The 15,589-nt window shown below is 42.2% G+C and carries 17 protein-coding genes and 1 other annotated feature; all 17 genes read right to left on the reverse strand.

Features of this window, described 5'->3' with window-relative positions:
• Positions 1–4 precede the first annotated feature (4 nt).
• The 17 genes from AC0VX1_RS17515 to floA all read right to left on the reverse strand — a co-directional run bounded on the left by AC0VX1_RS17515 (position 5) and on the right by floA (position 15,546).
• Positions 5–460: a YaiI/YqxD family protein gene (locus tag AC0VX1_RS17515; protein ID WP_034311344.1), complete on the reverse strand. Its 456-nt coding sequence runs from the start codon at positions 458–460 to the stop codon at positions 5–7.
• 511 nt (positions 461–971) lie between these two features.
• Positions 972–1,781 carry a pyruvate, water dikinase regulatory protein gene (locus AC0VX1_RS17520; RefSeq protein WP_034311346.1) on the reverse strand — a complete coding sequence of 270 codons (810 nt, stop codon included), beginning with the start codon at positions 1,779–1,781 and terminating at the stop codon, positions 972–974.
• A gap of 28 nt (positions 1,782–1,809) precedes the next feature.
• On the reverse strand, positions 1,810–2,448 hold the full coding sequence (ccpN, locus tag AC0VX1_RS17525; protein ID WP_034308483.1) for a transcriptional regulator CcpN: 639 nt from the start codon (positions 2,446–2,448) through the stop codon (positions 1,810–1,812).
• A gap of 161 nt (positions 2,449–2,609) precedes the next feature.
• Positions 2,610–4,679, reverse strand: coding sequence for a glycine--tRNA ligase subunit beta (gene glyS / locus AC0VX1_RS17530; RefSeq protein ID WP_475468106.1), 2,070 nt, complete (start codon positions 4,677–4,679; stop codon positions 2,610–2,612).
• The gene (glyQ, locus tag AC0VX1_RS17535; protein WP_034308488.1) at positions 4,666–5,562 is read right to left on the reverse strand and encodes a glycine--tRNA ligase subunit alpha; all 897 of its coding nucleotides are present in this window, start codon (positions 5,560–5,562) and stop codon (positions 4,666–4,668) included. The genes glyS and glyQ overlap by 14 nt, the downstream gene beginning before the upstream one ends.
• Positions 5,563–5,657: 95 nt before the next feature.
• Positions 5,658–5,834: a binding site (T-box leader), on the reverse strand.
• A gap of 58 nt (positions 5,835–5,892) precedes the next feature.
• Positions 5,893–6,645: a DNA repair protein RecO gene (gene recO / locus AC0VX1_RS17540; RefSeq protein WP_475468108.1), complete on the reverse strand. Its 753-nt coding sequence runs from the start codon at positions 6,643–6,645 to the stop codon at positions 5,893–5,895.
• Positions 6,646–6,678: 33 nt separating this feature from the next.
• Positions 6,679–6,822 carry a YqzL family protein gene (locus AC0VX1_RS17545; RefSeq protein WP_065310843.1) on the reverse strand — a complete coding sequence of 48 codons (144 nt, stop codon included), beginning with the start codon at positions 6,820–6,822 and terminating at the stop codon, positions 6,679–6,681.
• A gap of 99 nt (positions 6,823–6,921) precedes the next feature.
• Positions 6,922–7,851, reverse strand: a complete 930-nt coding sequence (gene era / locus AC0VX1_RS17550; RefSeq protein ID WP_034308493.1) for a GTPase Era — start codon at positions 7,849–7,851, stop codon at positions 6,922–6,924.
• Complete coding sequence (locus tag AC0VX1_RS17555) at positions 7,844–8,242, reverse strand: cytidine deaminase (RefSeq protein WP_048685709.1); 399 nt, start codon at positions 8,240–8,242, stop codon at positions 7,844–7,846. The genes era and AC0VX1_RS17555 overlap by 8 nt, the downstream gene beginning before the upstream one ends.
• Positions 8,243–8,281: 39 nt before the next feature.
• Entirely contained in the window at positions 8,282–8,659 is a 378-nt protein-coding gene (locus AC0VX1_RS17560; RefSeq protein WP_252277993.1) for a diacylglycerol kinase family protein, read from the reverse strand.
• Positions 8,637–9,113 carry an rRNA maturation RNase YbeY gene (gene ybeY / locus AC0VX1_RS17565; protein ID WP_034308501.1) on the reverse strand — a complete coding sequence of 159 codons (477 nt, stop codon included), beginning with the start codon at positions 9,111–9,113 and terminating at the stop codon, positions 8,637–8,639. Before ybeY ends, AC0VX1_RS17560 begins: the two co-directional genes overlap by 23 nt.
• Positions 9,110–11,275: an HD family phosphohydrolase gene (locus tag AC0VX1_RS17570; protein WP_475468113.1), complete on the reverse strand. Its 2,166-nt coding sequence runs from the start codon at positions 11,273–11,275 to the stop codon at positions 9,110–9,112. Before AC0VX1_RS17570 ends, ybeY begins: the two co-directional genes overlap by 4 nt.
• 189 nt (positions 11,276–11,464) lie before the next feature.
• Positions 11,465–12,427, reverse strand: coding sequence for a PhoH family protein (locus AC0VX1_RS17575; protein ID WP_413001057.1), 963 nt, complete (start codon positions 12,425–12,427; stop codon positions 11,465–11,467).
• A 3-nt stretch (positions 12,428–12,430) separates the two neighbouring features.
• Complete coding sequence (gene yqfD / locus AC0VX1_RS17580) at positions 12,431–13,618, reverse strand: sporulation protein YqfD (RefSeq protein ID WP_034308509.1); 1,188 nt, start codon at positions 13,616–13,618, stop codon at positions 12,431–12,433.
• A gap of 15 nt (positions 13,619–13,633) precedes the next feature.
• On the reverse strand, positions 13,634–13,918 hold the full coding sequence (yqfC, locus tag AC0VX1_RS17585; protein WP_034308511.1) for a sporulation protein YqfC: 285 nt from the start codon (positions 13,916–13,918) through the stop codon (positions 13,634–13,636).
• A gap of 128 nt (positions 13,919–14,046) precedes the next feature.
• Positions 14,047–14,541 (reverse strand): hypothetical protein, encoded by a 495-nt coding sequence (locus tag AC0VX1_RS17590; protein ID WP_057278841.1) that lies wholly within the window; start codon positions 14,539–14,541, stop codon positions 14,047–14,049.
• Between the two features lie 21 nt (positions 14,542–14,562).
• Complete coding sequence (gene floA, locus AC0VX1_RS17595; protein WP_370023731.1) at positions 14,563–15,546, reverse strand: flotillin-like protein FloA; 984 nt, start codon at positions 15,544–15,546, stop codon at positions 14,563–14,565.
• Positions 15,547–15,589 lie beyond the last annotated feature (43 nt).

The raw sequence follows: 15,589 nt of genomic DNA on the forward strand, positions 1-15,589 counted from the left end.
TTTCCTAATTCCCTGCAAAGTTCGACAATGTTTTCATAAGTTTATTTGTAAAACATGCACGATCTTCCTTTGTGAATGCTTTCGGCCCTTTCGTATGCTTACCCTGCCTGCGGAGTTTCGCCGACTGATAACGCATATCCAAGAGCATGAAAATATTCTCTTCCGTGTATTCTTTTCCCCTTGGCGAAAGGACATAAACGTTTTTAGGAAGCAGTGTCCCAGCCAAACCAATATCTGCAGTAACGACAATATCACCCTTTTTTACTGAGTTTACTATATAAAGATCTGCCGCTTCTTTGTCTGCATCGACATATACCCATTTACCTTCAGGGTTATTCATCATATTTTTATATGATGCAACAAAACAGACTTCAATTTCGTGCAAACTTGCACAATGAAGGATTTCGTCTTTCACCGGGCATGCATCGGCATCGACGTGTATCGTAGGTTTATTATTCATACCTTCTAATTCTACATCTTTCTGCATAATCCTTTTTCTCCCCTAAACTTTATGAAGATATGGTGAATTTCCAGCATGATTCAAAGCGTTCCCTCTAAAAGAGCAAACATTATCCTTCAAAGAATATCTGTTTATGCAAGTGAAAGCACCTCATTTGCCTTGAAAAAGACCAACCCTTCCTGAATTATACGGAACATGTCGAATTATTTATATGATAAAAACCTTGACATCTCATTAACCTTTAGTTTATTCCTTATTAATTAAGTCTAAACCTTAAGATTACTTTTTTCTCACAATTTTTTATTATAGTCTATTTGATTAGAAGATGCCAACATTTAAATCCCGAATGTGTTTTCATGTAAATCAATGGATTTGCATGAGGAAACTAAGAGGAATTTTATGTAATTATTTTGAATTTATTCTTATTAATCCCTTATTTGACCTTGGCATTAAAATGTGAGCTGACACATAGAGTGTCTAGCTCACATTTTGATTTGCCTTAATTTAAAGATCAACGGTTTTTGTTTTGAAGGATATTGATGATTAAATTGGCTGTTTCTTCAACAGCTTTATTGGTTACATCAATGATAGGACAATTCAGCCTTGATATGATTTTATCAAAGTATGTCAATTCTTCTTTTATGCGCTCCACATTTGCGTAAATGGCATGATCATTGAGCCCAAGTGACTTTAATCGTTCTTTACGAATATGGTTCAGCTTTTCCGGGCTGATCTTTAAACCAATGCATTTTTCAGGAGGTACCAGGAACAGCTCTTCTGGCGGTTCCACTTCAGGCACTAAAGGTACGTTCGCCACTTTATAGCGTTTGTGGGCTAAATATTGTGATAATGGCGTTTTGGAAGTGCGTGAAACACCCACAAGGACGATATCTGCACGTAAAATGCCGCGAGGGTCACGTCCATCATCATATTTTACAGCAAATTCAATGGCTTCCACACGCTTGAAATAGTCATCATCCAGCTTTCTTACCAGACCAGGTTCATTAAGCGGCCCTTTTGGAGCCCTTTCCTGAAGGATGTCCATGAGCGGCCCTAAAATGTCATAAGCAGCCAGGTTTTCTTTCTCGACCTGTGCTTTCATATACGCTCTAATTGCTGGCTTCACCAGAGTATAAGCAATGATTGCCCCATCCAACTTAGCCAGTGATATCACTTCATCCACGTTTTGTTCATCTTCAATATACGGAATTCTCTTTATGGAAAAAGCAGATCCCGAGAACTGGCTTGCAGCGGCTTTTGTGACCAATTCCGCTGTTTCTCCTACTGAATCCGATACAACATATATAATAGAACCGTTCATATTCTCCGTCATTCCTTTTGCAAGCCCCCTAATAGCCTTCATCAGCCAAAGCTACGAATGCTTTCGTAATATTGGTTTTTGTAATCCTTCCAATTACTTCATAGCCCTTTTCTGTGTCTTTGACGACCGGTAATGAGTCGATTTGTTTATCAATCAGTTTTTTGGCAACATCAATCAAAAGGTCTTCTTTTGAACACATTGTAATATTGGGCATCCTAGTCATGATGATATTGACTGGAATGGAGTTAAGCTCTTGTTTCCCAATACTCGCACGCAATAAGTCTTTCCTTGATAAGACACCAACAAGCAATGCATGCTTATCGACGACGAACATTGTTCCGACATCTTCTAAAAACATCATGACGATTGCATCGTATACGGAAATGCCCTCGTCAACGACGACAGGTATCGATTGGTAGTCCCGTACATAAAGATGGTTAAGGCTATCTGTCAAAAGCTGTGTCCCTGACCTGCCTGTATAGAAATACCCCACTCTGGGCCGGGCATCAAGAAAACCTGCCATCGTTAAAATCGCTAAATCCGGGCGAAGTGTCGCCCTGGTAAGGTTCAATCTATCCGCAATATGTTCTCCAGTAATCGGTCCGTTTTCTTTTACAATTTGTAAAATTTGTTCCTGACGCTTATTCAATTGGATTATAATCACCACCCCACTGCTTTCGCAGAGTAAAGTAACAAAAGTTATTCATTTAATAATTATATACTAAATAATTTAATTAGGGCATTTTTGTCCTATTTATTGATCATTTATCTTTTTAAGAAATCGGAAACCCATATTCAAAGGGTTTCCGATTCCATACATCCTTTCGATCATGTAAGGATGATTTTATTCATGGCAGCAAAACCTGCAACCAAATCACTGATTTCCTTCATTAAGGATAAACGGTTGTTGCGGATTGCTTCATCCTCTGCCATGACCATTGTATTCTCGAAATATGACTCTATTTCCGATTGAAGCGAAACAAGCTCTTCAAACCGCTCATTCTCATCTTTAGATTCCATATAACGCATTGCCACTTTTTGATATTTTACATATAACGCATTTTCTTGATCATTTTCAAAGGCAGCAGGGTCGACTGTCACCTGATTGTCACATTTTACGGCAATGTTCATGACCCGGCTTAGAGCTTCCAGGCTTTCCTTAAAGCCTGCTTCTTCTTTTTTCGCATCCAATACATGTGCACGTTCCACGATTGAGTGGATATAACCGATCTCATTAAACAAAACTGCGTCAATCAAATCGTAACGGATTTGCTGTTCTTGAAGCATGTGTTTGACACGTGCTTTAAAGAATGTGAACATATCCGCTTTAACTTCTTCAAGATCACGTTTTAAGATACCTTTTGATTCCGGTCCTTTAAGACCTAAAACAATAAGCTCCTCTAATGAAATATTCCATTTCTTCTCAGCTAGAATTTGGACGACACCGCTCGCCTGCCTTCTTAATGCGTAAGGATCCTGGGAACCTGTCGGGATGACGCCAATAGCGAAGAACGAAGACAATGTATCAATTTTTTCAGCCAAACTCACAACCGCTCCAATGACTGAAGGCGGTACAGCATCATCCGCATGCCTTGGCATATAATGTTCATTGATAGCCGCGGCCACTTCTTTGGCTTCCCCTTTTAAGAGAGCATATTTTTCACCCATATACCCTTGCAATTCAGGGAATTCATAAACCATATTACTTACCAAATCGAACTTGGCAATTGCCGCTGTACGAAGCGCCATTTCTTTTTCCGCCTTTAAATTCAAAGCATCCGCAAGAGCACCGGTCACTTCAGTTACCCGGGCAGTTTTCTCGGCCAATGTACCGATTTCTTCATGATAAACGATGCTGTCAAGCTTTTTCAAAGCATCCGAAATCTCTTTTTTCTGATCTTCTTTATAGAAAAATGCTGCATCCGATAAGCGGGCACGCAATACTTTTTCATTACCTTTAGAAACCTTATCCAAATGGCGGTCATCGCCGTTGCGCACGGTTACAAAGTAAGCAAGCAGGTTCCCTTCTTGATCTTTAACAGGGAAATAACGTTGGTGTTCCTTCATTGATGTGATAAGTACCTCAGCAGGAAGCTCAAGGAATTCTTCTTCAAAATGTCCAAATAACACCGTTGGATACTCTACCAAATTATTTACCTCTTCAAGCAGATCTTCATCGACAGGGATGATCCAGCCTTTCTCCTGCTCAAGCTCTTTAATCTGATCCAATATAACTTGCCGGCGTTTATCTGGATCTGCCATTACAAATTGTTCTGTCAGCGTATCTTCGTACTGTTCCGGCTGCTCGATGATGGCGCTATTACCTAAGAAACGATGTCCTTTTGTTTCACGGCCCGTTTCCACATCAGCAATGCTGAATGGCACTATTTCATTGCCAAATAAGGCAATCAGCCATTTAATCGGACGGACGAAGCGGAGCTCCTGATTGGCCCAGCGCATATTTTTCGGGAACGTCATGCCGCTGATGATTTCAGCAAGCTCAGATAAAAGCTGAACGGTTTGCTGTCCTTTTATGAATTTATTCACATGGACATATTCAACACCCTTGAGTTCTTTAAAATATATGTCCTCTGAAGTCATGCCTTGACCCCTGACGAATCCCAATGCTGCTTTAGACCAGTTGCCTTCGCTGTCCAACGCGATTTTTTTGGCCGGACCTTTTGCCTCTTCTTCGATATCCTTTTGTGATTCTTCCACGTCCTTCACCAATACGGCCAAACGTCTTGGTGTGGAAAAAGCTTCAACCGTCCCGAATTCTATCGCTTTTTCCGTAAGCCATCGCTGCACTTTATCTGACAACTGTTTCATTGATGTTGTCACAAAACGGGCAGGCAGTTCTTCCAATCCAATCTCCAATAACAAATCACGCTTGCTCATTTGTATTCTCCCCTTTCACTTTCAGGATCGGGAAGCCTAATTTTTCCCGCTCTTCATAGAAGGTTTTTGCAACCTTACGCGCTAAGTTACGGCACCGGGCAATATAACCCGTTCTTTCCGTCACCGAGATGGCGCCTTTGGCATCCAAAAGGTTAAATGTATGGGAACATTTCAAAACATAATCATATGCAGGATGTACAAGTCCTTCTTCCATTTGTCGATGCGCTTCCTTTTCATACATCGTGAAAAGCTGAAACAGCATGTCAAGGTCGGAGGTTTCGAACGTATATTTCGAATGTTCGTATTCCGGCTGACCAAATATATCGCGAACAGTGAATCCATCTGTCCATTCTAGGTCAAATACGTTCTCCTTATCTTGAATGTAAGAGGCGAGACGTTCGATCCCGTATGTAATTTCCACGGAAACCGGTTTACACTCAAGGCCGCCCACCTGTTGGAAATATGTAAATTGCGTGATTTCCATTCCATCAAGCCACACTTCCCAACCGAGTCCGGCACACCCTAGGGATGGATTTTCCCAATTGTCCTCCACAAAGCGAATATCATGCTCGAGCGGATTTATCCCTAAAGCACGTAATGAATCCAAATACAACTCTTGGATATTGTCAGGAGACGGCTTCATGATCACTTGGAACTGATGATGCTGATACAGTCGATTAGGGTTCTCACCATAACGACCGTCAGCAGGACGGCGGGAAGGCTCTACGTAAGCCACGCTCCAAGGCTCCGGTCCAATGGCTCTCAGGAACGTGTATGGGCTCATCGTACCTGCCCCTTTCTCGACATCATAAGCATTCATCAATATGCAGCCTTGCTCAGACCAATGCTTTTGTAACGTTAAAATCATATTTTGAATATTCATCGTACACCTCCAGGTTATTTAAACGGCTTTTAGATTATAGGTCGGAAACCCATTACATTTTGGCAAACAAAAAACTCCCGTCCCTATGCGAAATGCATAGGGACGAGAGTTTACCCGCGGTTCCACCCTAATTGCCGTTTACAAAACGGCCTCTTTTCAAAGCAACATGCTCCGGAAACGCCCTTCCCTGTAAATCCATATCCCGGCTTCCACCGTCCCGGGTTCGCTTTTTATGGAGAATGACAGATACTCTTTTCCATCAACGCAATCTTCTTATTTTGATGATTAGAATTTTATACAAACTAGCATGGAATGTCAATAGGTCAGAACCTAAAACATATCTTTCATCGTATCAATCTGTTTCAGGAACTTTTTTGATTTCAAAAGCAGACCGGAATATTCCTCATAATATGCATCGATGATCTTCCGCAGTTCTTTTTTCGTTTCAGGCTTGACCGAAATGTTTCCGAGCCTTGATAAATCTAAATAATAAAAAATCCGAAGCAATTTGACGGCTGCAGGTGAAATTTTAAAATGATAAGGGTCTTTCCCCAGACAGCGGTGACAAATAAAGCCCGCTTCCCGAAGCGAGAAGGAGAATTCCCCTTCCGTTTCACCACATACAGCACACTGATTCAGCACTGGGTTAATCCCATTGACGGGCAGCATCTTCATTTCAAAAATGAATGTCAAAACCTCCGCGTCATATTCCTCGTTTATGTAATGCAAGGTTTGCGAAAGCAATTCATACAAATATGGATTCGGTTTCTTATCCTCGACGCTTTTATCAAGCAATTCAATAATATATGAAGCATAAGCGGTGGCAAAAAGATCCTCCCTTATGAAACGGAGTGAATCGACCATTTCGCCTTGCTGAAGACTGCCGAGTCCGGTTGATGTGGTTACAAGAAAATACCCGGAGCAAAAAAGCTGTGTGACGGCGGAAAGCCTGCTGTTAGGTTTACTGGCCCCTCTCGCCATGACGCCAATTTTCCCTAGCTCACGGGTATATATAGTAATGATTTTGTTGTTTTCTCCATATGCAGTTCGCCTTATGACAATGCCCTCACATTTTTGGAGCATACCAAGACACCACCCATGCTCGCCAAGGCTAACCTATGAAACAGGAAAATCAATTTCTGCTAGCTCATCATTCAATCCCAAGTGTCTTTCCTGTCTTTCGACTTCTATCTCCTTAAACAGCAAATAGGTGTCCACATTACCTGTTTCAGTGAATAATTCCCAGGTAAAATCCAACATATAAAGCCCACCTTTCATTTTTAACTAGCAATATGAATATCCGACCATATGATTAGCTTGACCGTTTTCCTAACTTTCATGATGCGTAAATTTTGTTAATTAATACTCGCTTTCATTGAAGCCGTAATCACGAAGCTGGCTTGCTTTGTTACGCCAATCCTTCTGTACCTTCACCCATAGTTCCAAGAAAACTTTAGAGCCCAATAGGTTTTCGATATCCACCCTGGCACGGCTGCCGACTTCTTTAAGCATTTTCCCTTGCTTTCCAATGACAATGCCTTTTTGTGAATCCCGTTCGACAACGATAGTCGCCATGACATTGATGGTGTCGCTATTGTCCATCTTTTTAATTGAATCGATGACAACAGCCACTGAATGTGGAATTTCTTCCCGTGTCAGGTGCAGTACCTTCTCGCGGACCAATTCGGAAATGATAAAACGTTCCGGGTGGTCGGTCACTTGGTCAGCTGGATAGAACTGGGGACCTTCAGGCAGATGCTCTTTGATTTGTTCAAGCAGGGTATCCACATTATTTCCTTCAAGCGCAGAAATCGGAACGACTGCCGCAAAAGGGTAAAGCTGTTGATATTTTTCAATGATCGGAAGCAAATCATCTGGATGCATCGCATCGATTTTGTTTACGACGAGGAAAACAGGCGTTTTTACGGATTGAAGTTTTTCGATGATAAACTCGTCACCGCGTCCGTATCCTTCAGTCGCATTGATCATGAAGAGAATCAAATCGACTTCCTTCAATGTATTCGTTGCCACTTTCATCATGAAGTCGCCAAGCTTATGCTTTGGTTTATGGATGCCGGGTGTATCGATGAATATCATTTGTGAATCGTTTTGCGTAAGTACACCCTGGACCTTATTTCTTGTAGTTTGCGGTTTATCACTCATAATGGCGATTTTCTGGCCGATGACCCGATTCAGAAATGTACTTTTTCCAACATTAGGTCGTCCAATTATTGAAATGAAACCTGATTTGTAACCTTTTACTTGTGTATCGTCAAATAGTTTATCCATTTAAATCCTCCGGTGAAAAAGCTCCTGGAAGCAATTCCTGTACTGTTAGTTCTTTTATATCCCCATGTAAGTTGGTCAAAACGACTGGCATATCCTTTTCGCACAGTTCTGAAATAACCTGCCTGCATGCCCCGCATGGAGCGACGGGACCATCGGTATCAGCCACGACTGCAAGTTTGGTGAATTTTTTATCGTCATGGGCATAAGCGCTGAATAAAGCTGTCCTTTCGGCGCAATTACACATGCTGTATGCAGCATTTTCTATATTACAACCATGATAGACCTTTCCATCAGCGGTTAAAAGGGCTGCCCCCACCTTAAACTTGGAGTAAGGCACATAAGCTTTATCCCTTGCTTTTTTAGCTTCCTCAATCAATTCTTTTGTATTCAATTCACATCTTCCTTTCAAATTGAGTACCATTTCGGCAACCTACAGGCCAACCTTAGGCAAAAAGATAATCAATCCAACTATAATAGAAAATATAGCATATATGAATACAGCTCCGGCTGCAATATCTTTTGCCTGCTTGGCAAGCGGATGGATTTGGTCCGTTACCAGGTCCACTACCCTTTCAATCGCGGAATTAACGAGCTCCAACGTAATCGTACCGGCTATGGCCGCCAAAATGAAAAGCCACTCCATCCCATTCAATGAGAAGTGCCAACCAAAGAATACGACGATTGCCGTTAACGCGAAATGGATCTTGATATTGCGTTCAGTCCGAACAGCCTCCAAAATTCCCTGACAGGCGAAAGAGAAACTTTTTAATAAAGGATACTTTTTTTTACCCTTCTCTTGAAAGTCCATATTCTTCCAAGATCTCCTTTTGTTTAGTGAACATCACTTTTTCATCTTCTTCATTCATATGGTCGAATCCCAATAAATGAAGAAAACCATGCAGTGCTAAAAATCCAAGTTCCCGGTCAAATGAATGACCATATTCTTCAGCTTGTTCTTTCGTGCGTTCAATGGAAATGATGATATCACCTAACATGCGGGGCATTTCCGCTCCGACAATTTCCACTTCATCTTCCCCCATTTCTTCAAGCGCAAAAGAAATGACATCTGTAGCTGAATCTTTATGACGATATTCTTTATTGATTTCCCGAATCCTATCATTGTCTACAAATGTAACAGACAGCTCGGTGTCTTTTTCAATGTTTTCTTTTCTTGCCGCAAATTGAAGAATGCTTTCAACAAGCTGCTGAGCTTCCTCCGTTACTTCATTCGTTTCATCCATTAAATCGATAGCTAAAATCATTCTTTCACCTTCTGTCCTAATTTATCCGGCTCCGGATATTCAATCCTGGAGTGGAAGATACCATTCAGCGATTCACATAAGGAATGCTTCACGATACTTAATTCTCTCATAGTAATGTCACATTCATCAAATTGTCCATCAGAAATCCTGTCCTGAATGATGAAACTAACCAGCTCTTCAATCTTCTCCGGAGTTGGGTGCTTCATCGACCTCACTGCAGCTTCCACACTATCGGCTATGCCGATGACGGCCACTTCCTTCATTATCGCCCTCGGCCCGGGATATCGGTAGGCCGCCTCGAGTGTGGACTCATCCTGTTTTTTTGCCTTATGGTAGAAAAATTTCAATAATGTGGTCCCATGATGCTGCTCTGCAATATCCACAATCTCTTTCGGGAATTTGTGACTGCGCAGCATCTCCCCGCCATCTACGGCATGGGCAATGATGATATCCCTGCTCGTTTCCGGCTGCAGCCGATCATGCGGGTTCTCTTCGCTCATCTGATTTTCGATGAAGAAGTGCGGCCGCTTCGTTTTACCGATATCATGATAATAACTGCCGACCCTTGCCAGCAAGCCATTCGAGCCGATGGCTTCACAAGCCGATTCCGCCAAATTGGCGACCATTACACTATGATGATATGTCCCCGGAGCCTCAATCAAGATCTTCCGCAATAACGGATGATTGGGATTCGCGAGCTCGATAAGCTTAATCGATGATAAAATCCCGAAACCAGCCTCGAAAAACGGTAACAGGCCCATTGTCAAAACGGCTGCACCCACTCCAGAACCTATGGCAGCTAAAGCATAATATAAGTACTCCATTCTAGTATAATGGCTGTCCATAATAAAGATGAGCGAAAAAACAAATGCCATATTGATTAAAGACAACAGCAGCCCCGCTACCAGCACCTTTGATTTGAAATTGGGCCTGGATAGGATGATGATTGCCGTCAATCCCCCGAAAATGATATAAAGCCCCATCGAGAAATCCAGATTTCCAGGTGTATCACCATTAAATATAATCGTACCATACGAACCTAACAAAATGATCATTGCTACCGCTAACCTATCATTCAATAATATCTTGATGAGCATCGCCGCCATGGCACCCGGAAAAATGTATTCCAAGTTCGAGTTTTTCAGGTCTGCCAGAATGCTGACCGTCTTCATGGTAGCCATTGAAAGGACAAAGACAAGACTGAAGATCAATAACTGATTGTACTTGTTATCCTTTTTGGAAACGGAATAGTAGAAATAATAATAAAAAGCCGCAAAAGTCAGGAATATGAATAACAGCAGGCCGATATACGGGTAAATGGTGGACTCCGTATTTAAGAAGCCTGCCAGTTCAAGCTGCCTATATACATCCCTGTCCACTAACTGATTTTCTTCAACGATGATCTGGCCTTGAAGGATCCTGATCGGCTCCACGCTTTCAACCGCTTTCCTTCGCTGTTCCTCGGTTTTGTCCTTATCGAAAAATACATTCTGAATGATTGCCGTACGCGCAAGGGAAGTGGAGGCTTTTTTCATATCGCCACTAATGCTCATATAACCCAATTCCTCTACAACCTTTTTCTTGGCATTTTCGACGTCACTTGCAGCGATTCGGGAGCTCATCACATTATTCACTGCCGTAATGGTCGAATCCTTCGCTATTTTCAACTCATCTTCATCCGCCTGCACCAATGCCAGGAAAACGGATTCCTCGATATTTTTATTCACTTCATCAGTCAATTTTTCTTTTAATATCGAAACTTTTTGAGCATCCGTCTTTACGGTCTCTTTTTTATCCTCATCTTCTTTATGATCTTCATCGGGGTCCGTTTCTTTATTCACCTCAATCGCTGAATCGAAAATGGATGAAATCAGATCGACTTTATTTTTGGCATATTCTTTTTTTAAAGAATAAACATCCGCCACCTGTTTTGAAATCTCTTCTTTTTCCTGTTCCGTCTTATAGGTATCTTCCACAGTCTTGGTTGATCGGATCGTTTGTTCCGCAGGCTTAAAAAGCTCTACCTGAACCCTTTCCGGCTTCACATTGGAGAACATTAAACCATACGCAAACAAACCAAGTATGATGAACAAAAGCACTTGAAAAAAACGATGGACCAACAGCCCTTTTATTTGAGTGAAAAATTTCTGGATACGATTCAAGGAAGGTCCTCCTAAAAAAATGATGTTTATTATTCTAGATATGTAAAATCATAACAGTTTTCATATGAATTTTCACCTTCGTATTGATAAATGTAAAGGTTCTGTCATTTCATATCCACTTTTCCACCATAAAGTTCGTCATTTAGACACATCACGAAAAATCCGCCGATTGAAATGGCGGATTTTTTCTTATGACTTCGCCTGCTCGTAAGCAGTAATGATTTTAGCGACAAGCGGATGCCTTACTACATCACTTTGTTCAAAATAAACAAAGGAAAGGCCTTTAACATTCTTCAATATCTCTTCTACCCGGACAAGACCTGACTTCATGCCTTTTGGAAGGTCAATCTGGGTCCGGTCTCCCGTAATGACCATTTTCGATCCGAAACCAAGCCTGGTCAAGAACATCTTCATTTGGGCTTCCGTCGTATTCTGGGCTTCATCCAATATGACAAAGGCATCTTCAAGCGTACGACCCCTCATATAAGCCAGGGGAGCTATTTCGATCGTTCCGCGCTCTATCATCCTTTGCGTCTGTTCCATCCCCAGGAGGTCATGGAGAGCGTCATACAGCGGTCTTAGATAAGGATCTACCTTTTCCTTCAGATCACCAGGCAGGAAACCTAGGCTCTCCCCTGCTTCGACGGCAGGCCGTGTCAGGATGATCCGTTTAACATGTCCATTTTTCAAAGCATTGATGGCCATCACTACAGCAAGATAGGTCTTCCCGGTTCCGGCAGGCCCAATTCCAAAGACAAGATCCTGTTTCTTTATTGCCTGGATATAGTATCTCTGCCCGATTGTTTTGACTTTAATGGATTTCCCCTTAGCCGTTTTAGCGATTTCCTCATTATATAATTCACCGAAATACTCCAATGTGCCTTTTCTTGCCAATTCAATTGCATAAAGCACATCTCTGGAACTGATTGCAATTCCTTTTCTGACTACAGTCAATAATGCCTTGAGGATTTCCTCCCCCATCGTTACCCGCTCGATATCCCCGGCAACACTCACCGCTTCACCTCGGGTTATGACGGAAATGCCAAGTTCCTCTTCGAGCACTTTTACATTTGAATCTCCATTGCCCAATAACGCGATCGCTTCATTGGGTGATTCGATTTCGAGCTTAATTACTTTCACATCATCTGCCATTCGTTAGTCTCCTTGAATGATTGGCTGTCCAATCGCTATATCTTCAATAACTTGGTAATGTATAGACAATTTAACTTTACCATTCTCCATGCTTTCGTGCAAAATTTTTTCTTCGACGATTTCATCTTCTTCGTCTAAATGTTTTTTTAATTCCGCTTTGGCCATTTTCCGGCCTTCCTCCACCGCTTCTTTCTCCGTATAGCTTCGCACAATATCTTCCTTGCTCCTTAAGGTCACTTGTTTATAAGAAATCGGCAGCTCCCATTGAAGAAAGTGAAAAGGCCTCACTGTCGTTTCCTTTTCCTGTTTTTCATATCCCGGATCTTTGAAGCCCCATACCGGAAGGGAAAAGCCCCCCATTTTCAAAAAGTGCTTGCTCGTTTCATCTCCGTTAAAAACAGAAAACTTGGTTTTTAACGGAACTTCCACTTTCGCTTTATACCACGTTTTCCCTTTTATTACTCCCTTTGCGGATACAATTTCCTGTTTATCCTCTTTACCAATCAATCCTGAAACAAGAAGTTGTCCTTTTCCTACATAATCATTCACATTAACAATAGATTGTCCTTTTTCAACGAACATATCAGCGATGATCGCTTTTTTTGATGCTACCAAATTCTGTGGAGATGTTTTCTCGACCTCTTTAGGCTGCCGTTTTTCCACAACCCGAAAATGATATGTCGTTCCCTTTAGCTCGACCCCCACCCATGTCAATGCACCGATCCGGTCCGACAGCTTACGCTGAATCGTATCCACATCATCAACAAAGAATTGCACTTTACCGATCTTCACGCCCATCTTGTCCAATTCTTTCCGGATGGCATGCTCGGTTGCCGGTTTGGCATCTTGAACCTCGATGCCCCATACCATATTGGAAAGTACAAATATACATAGCAGGAAAGCGATCATCCCCGCTAAAAACCCGCTGTTTTTCATGACTCTCTTCATCAGGAAAGGGAAACCCTTTCCCTGCATGAACTTTACTTTACAATCACTCTTACGCATGACCTGACGTAGTTTGGGGATATCCCTGATATCCATATGGAAAATCAGGGCTTCACTTCCGACACGCTTCACATCCCAGATATGAAGCCCCCTTCTCGTCAGCATATTAATTAACCGTTCTGCACCTTTTCCATAAGCCTTCACCTTTACATAGCCTGTATAATAGTTTGTCCATTGGTTTTTCATGGAGACCTCCCGGGATCATTCATTGATAAAATAAACCTTGTCAATTTTGCCTTCGAGCATGATTTCTTCCGGCAAAATCGTCTTTATGACAAAGGCATTTCCCTTTATCAGCAACTGCCCATTTTTCAGCATCAATCGTACTTCGCTGTCTGTAAAAGCCAATAAGCCACGATGGTTTTCAATATAAATATGTAATTGTCCGATCATTGTAATTCGCGGCAGGTCCATCATGACATCTTGCGGAAGGTCCATTGTTTTGGTCATAAGCTGTTTCACTTTTTTTCCCCAATTGCGTGCCATAAAAAAGAACCCCCTTTCATCTCAATGTATGAAATGAAAGAGGGTTCTAGCACAAAATTATAAGTGAATGAAAGTCTATTTTTTCATGCTTATTTAATGAAGGTCTAAAAAAGCCCAAGGCTTCCGAATCACCTTCTGGACCTTTGAAGACTTCTCTTCGCCCTTGGCGGTCCCAGCACTTCTGACATGATGATGCCATCAATCAGCTGCTTTTTGCCAAAAGACGGTCCTTTGCGATAGACCGGACTGTTATTATCTGCAATCGTTGAAGTAAGTTGATCCGCCTTCGCTTTTTGATACAAACGCTCTTGATCGTACTTCTGCTGTAGCCGTCTAAGCTCCGCAATCCTTTTGTTCGCTTCGTTCGTCGTCTCATCGATCACTTCTGCAGCCTGTGCTGCCTGCTGTTCGACTTTCCTTACGGGAGCAGGTGCAGGTCTTTGCTGCTGATTCCCTTGCTGCATTTCACCTTGAAGCTCCTGCATGACCTCCTGCCATTTCTTTTTCGGAGGGGTGTTAGGATCTTGAGGCTGTTTTTTCTTTCCTAACATGGACGTTAAAATACCGATCAAGACAATGATAAGGAATGGGTTCTTGAGAAAGAAATCAATAAAATCTCCCATTTAAAGACCTTCCTTCCCTACCTAATTATTATTATGGTTATTGTTGTTATCTTTTGGATTTTCGGATATTTTACTGATGGAACCGCGCATATCCGTATCGGCCGTGATATTTTGGATATTCATATAATCCATCACTCCAAGGTTTCCGCTTTTCAGTGCATCGGCCATGGCCAGCGGAACTTCCGCTTCGGATTGAACAACCTTCGCTCTCATTTCCTGAACACGGGCAACCATTTCCTGTTCAAGTGCAACAGCCATCGCACGTCGTTCTTCGGCCTTTGCCTGGGCTATTTTCTTATCGGCTTCGGCTTGGTCCGTCTGTAATATGGCCCCGATATTTTTACCGATATCCACTTCAGCAATATCAATGGAAAGAATTTCGAATGCCGTCCCTGAATCCAACCCTTTCGATAAAACCGTTCTTGAAATCAAATCGGGATGTTCCAGTACATCCGTATGCATTTGCGAAGCACCGATCGTCGATACGATCCCTTCCCCTACACGGGCAATGATCGTCTCTTCACCGGCACCACCGACCAGGCGTTCAATATTGGCCCGGACCGTGATCCTTGCCTTCGCTTTCACTTCAATACCATTCATCGCCACACCTGAGATGAATGGAGTTTCGATCACTTTCGGGTTAACGCTCATTTGAACGGCTTGCAGTACATCACGACCTGCAAGGTCAATGGCTGCACCCCGTTCGAAAGGTAACGTGATATTGGCGCGTTCTGCAGCAATTAATGCATTCACCACTCGATCGACATTACCGCCTGCAAGGTAATGGCTCTCCAATTGATTCGTCGAAACATTGATTCCAGCCTTATGGGCCTTGATAAGGGGATTGACGACCCTGCTTGGTATAACACGGCGAAGCCTCATCCCAACTAATGTAAATATACTGATTTTGACTCCTGCCGCTAAAGCGGAAATCCATAACATGACTGGTACGAATGTGAAAAACACTGCCAATACGATGATAGCAGCAATCACTGCCAGTACAATAAATACCGTTCCTGAAGTTATCACTTAATGATTCATCCTTCCT

The organism is Peribacillus sp. QJM3NY_7, from assembly GCF_056173225.1.

Excerpts from the sequence above, each read along its gene's own strand:
- AC0VX1_RS17515 (WP_034311344.1), bottom strand. The coding sequence starts at position 460 with ATGAATAATAAACCTACGATACACGTCGATGCCGATGCATGCCCGGTG.
- AC0VX1_RS17520 (WP_034311346.1), bottom strand. The coding sequence starts at position 1,781 with ATGAACGGTTCTATTATATATGTTGTATCGGATTCAGTAGGAGAAACA.
- glyS (WP_475468106.1), bottom strand. The coding sequence starts at position 4,679 with ATGAGCAAGCGTGATTTGTTATTGGAGATTGGATTGGAAGAACTGCCT.
- glyQ (WP_034308488.1), bottom strand. The coding sequence starts at position 5,562 with ATGAATATTCAAAATATGATTTTAACGTTACAAAAGCATTGGTCTGAG.
- recO (WP_475468108.1), bottom strand. The coding sequence starts at position 6,645 with ATGCTCCAAAAATGTGAGGGCATTGTCATAAGGCGAACTGCATATGGA.
- AC0VX1_RS17545 (WP_065310843.1), bottom strand. The coding sequence starts at position 6,822 with ATGTTGGATTTTACCTGGGAATTATTCACTGAAACAGGTAATGTGGAC.
- era (WP_034308493.1), bottom strand. The coding sequence starts at position 7,851 with ATGGATAAACTATTTGACGATACACAAGTAAAAGGTTACAAATCAGGT.
- AC0VX1_RS17560 (WP_252277993.1), bottom strand. The coding sequence starts at position 8,659 with ATGGACTTTCAAGAGAAGGGTAAAAAAAAGTATCCTTTATTAAAAAGT.
- ybeY (WP_034308501.1), bottom strand. The coding sequence starts at position 9,113 with ATGATTTTAGCTATCGATTTAATGGATGAAACGAATGAAGTAACGGAG.
- AC0VX1_RS17575 (WP_413001057.1), bottom strand. The coding sequence starts at position 12,427 with ATGGCAGATGATGTGAAAGTAATTAAGCTCGAAATCGAATCACCCAAT.
- yqfD (WP_034308509.1), bottom strand. The coding sequence starts at position 13,618 with ATGAAAAACCAATGGACAAACTATTATACAGGCTATGTAAAGGTGAAG.
- yqfC (WP_034308511.1), bottom strand. The coding sequence starts at position 13,918 with ATGGCACGCAATTGGGGAAAAAAAGTGAAACAGCTTATGACCAAAACA.
- AC0VX1_RS17590 (WP_057278841.1), bottom strand. The coding sequence starts at position 14,541 with ATGGGAGATTTTATTGATTTCTTTCTCAAGAACCCATTCCTTATCATT.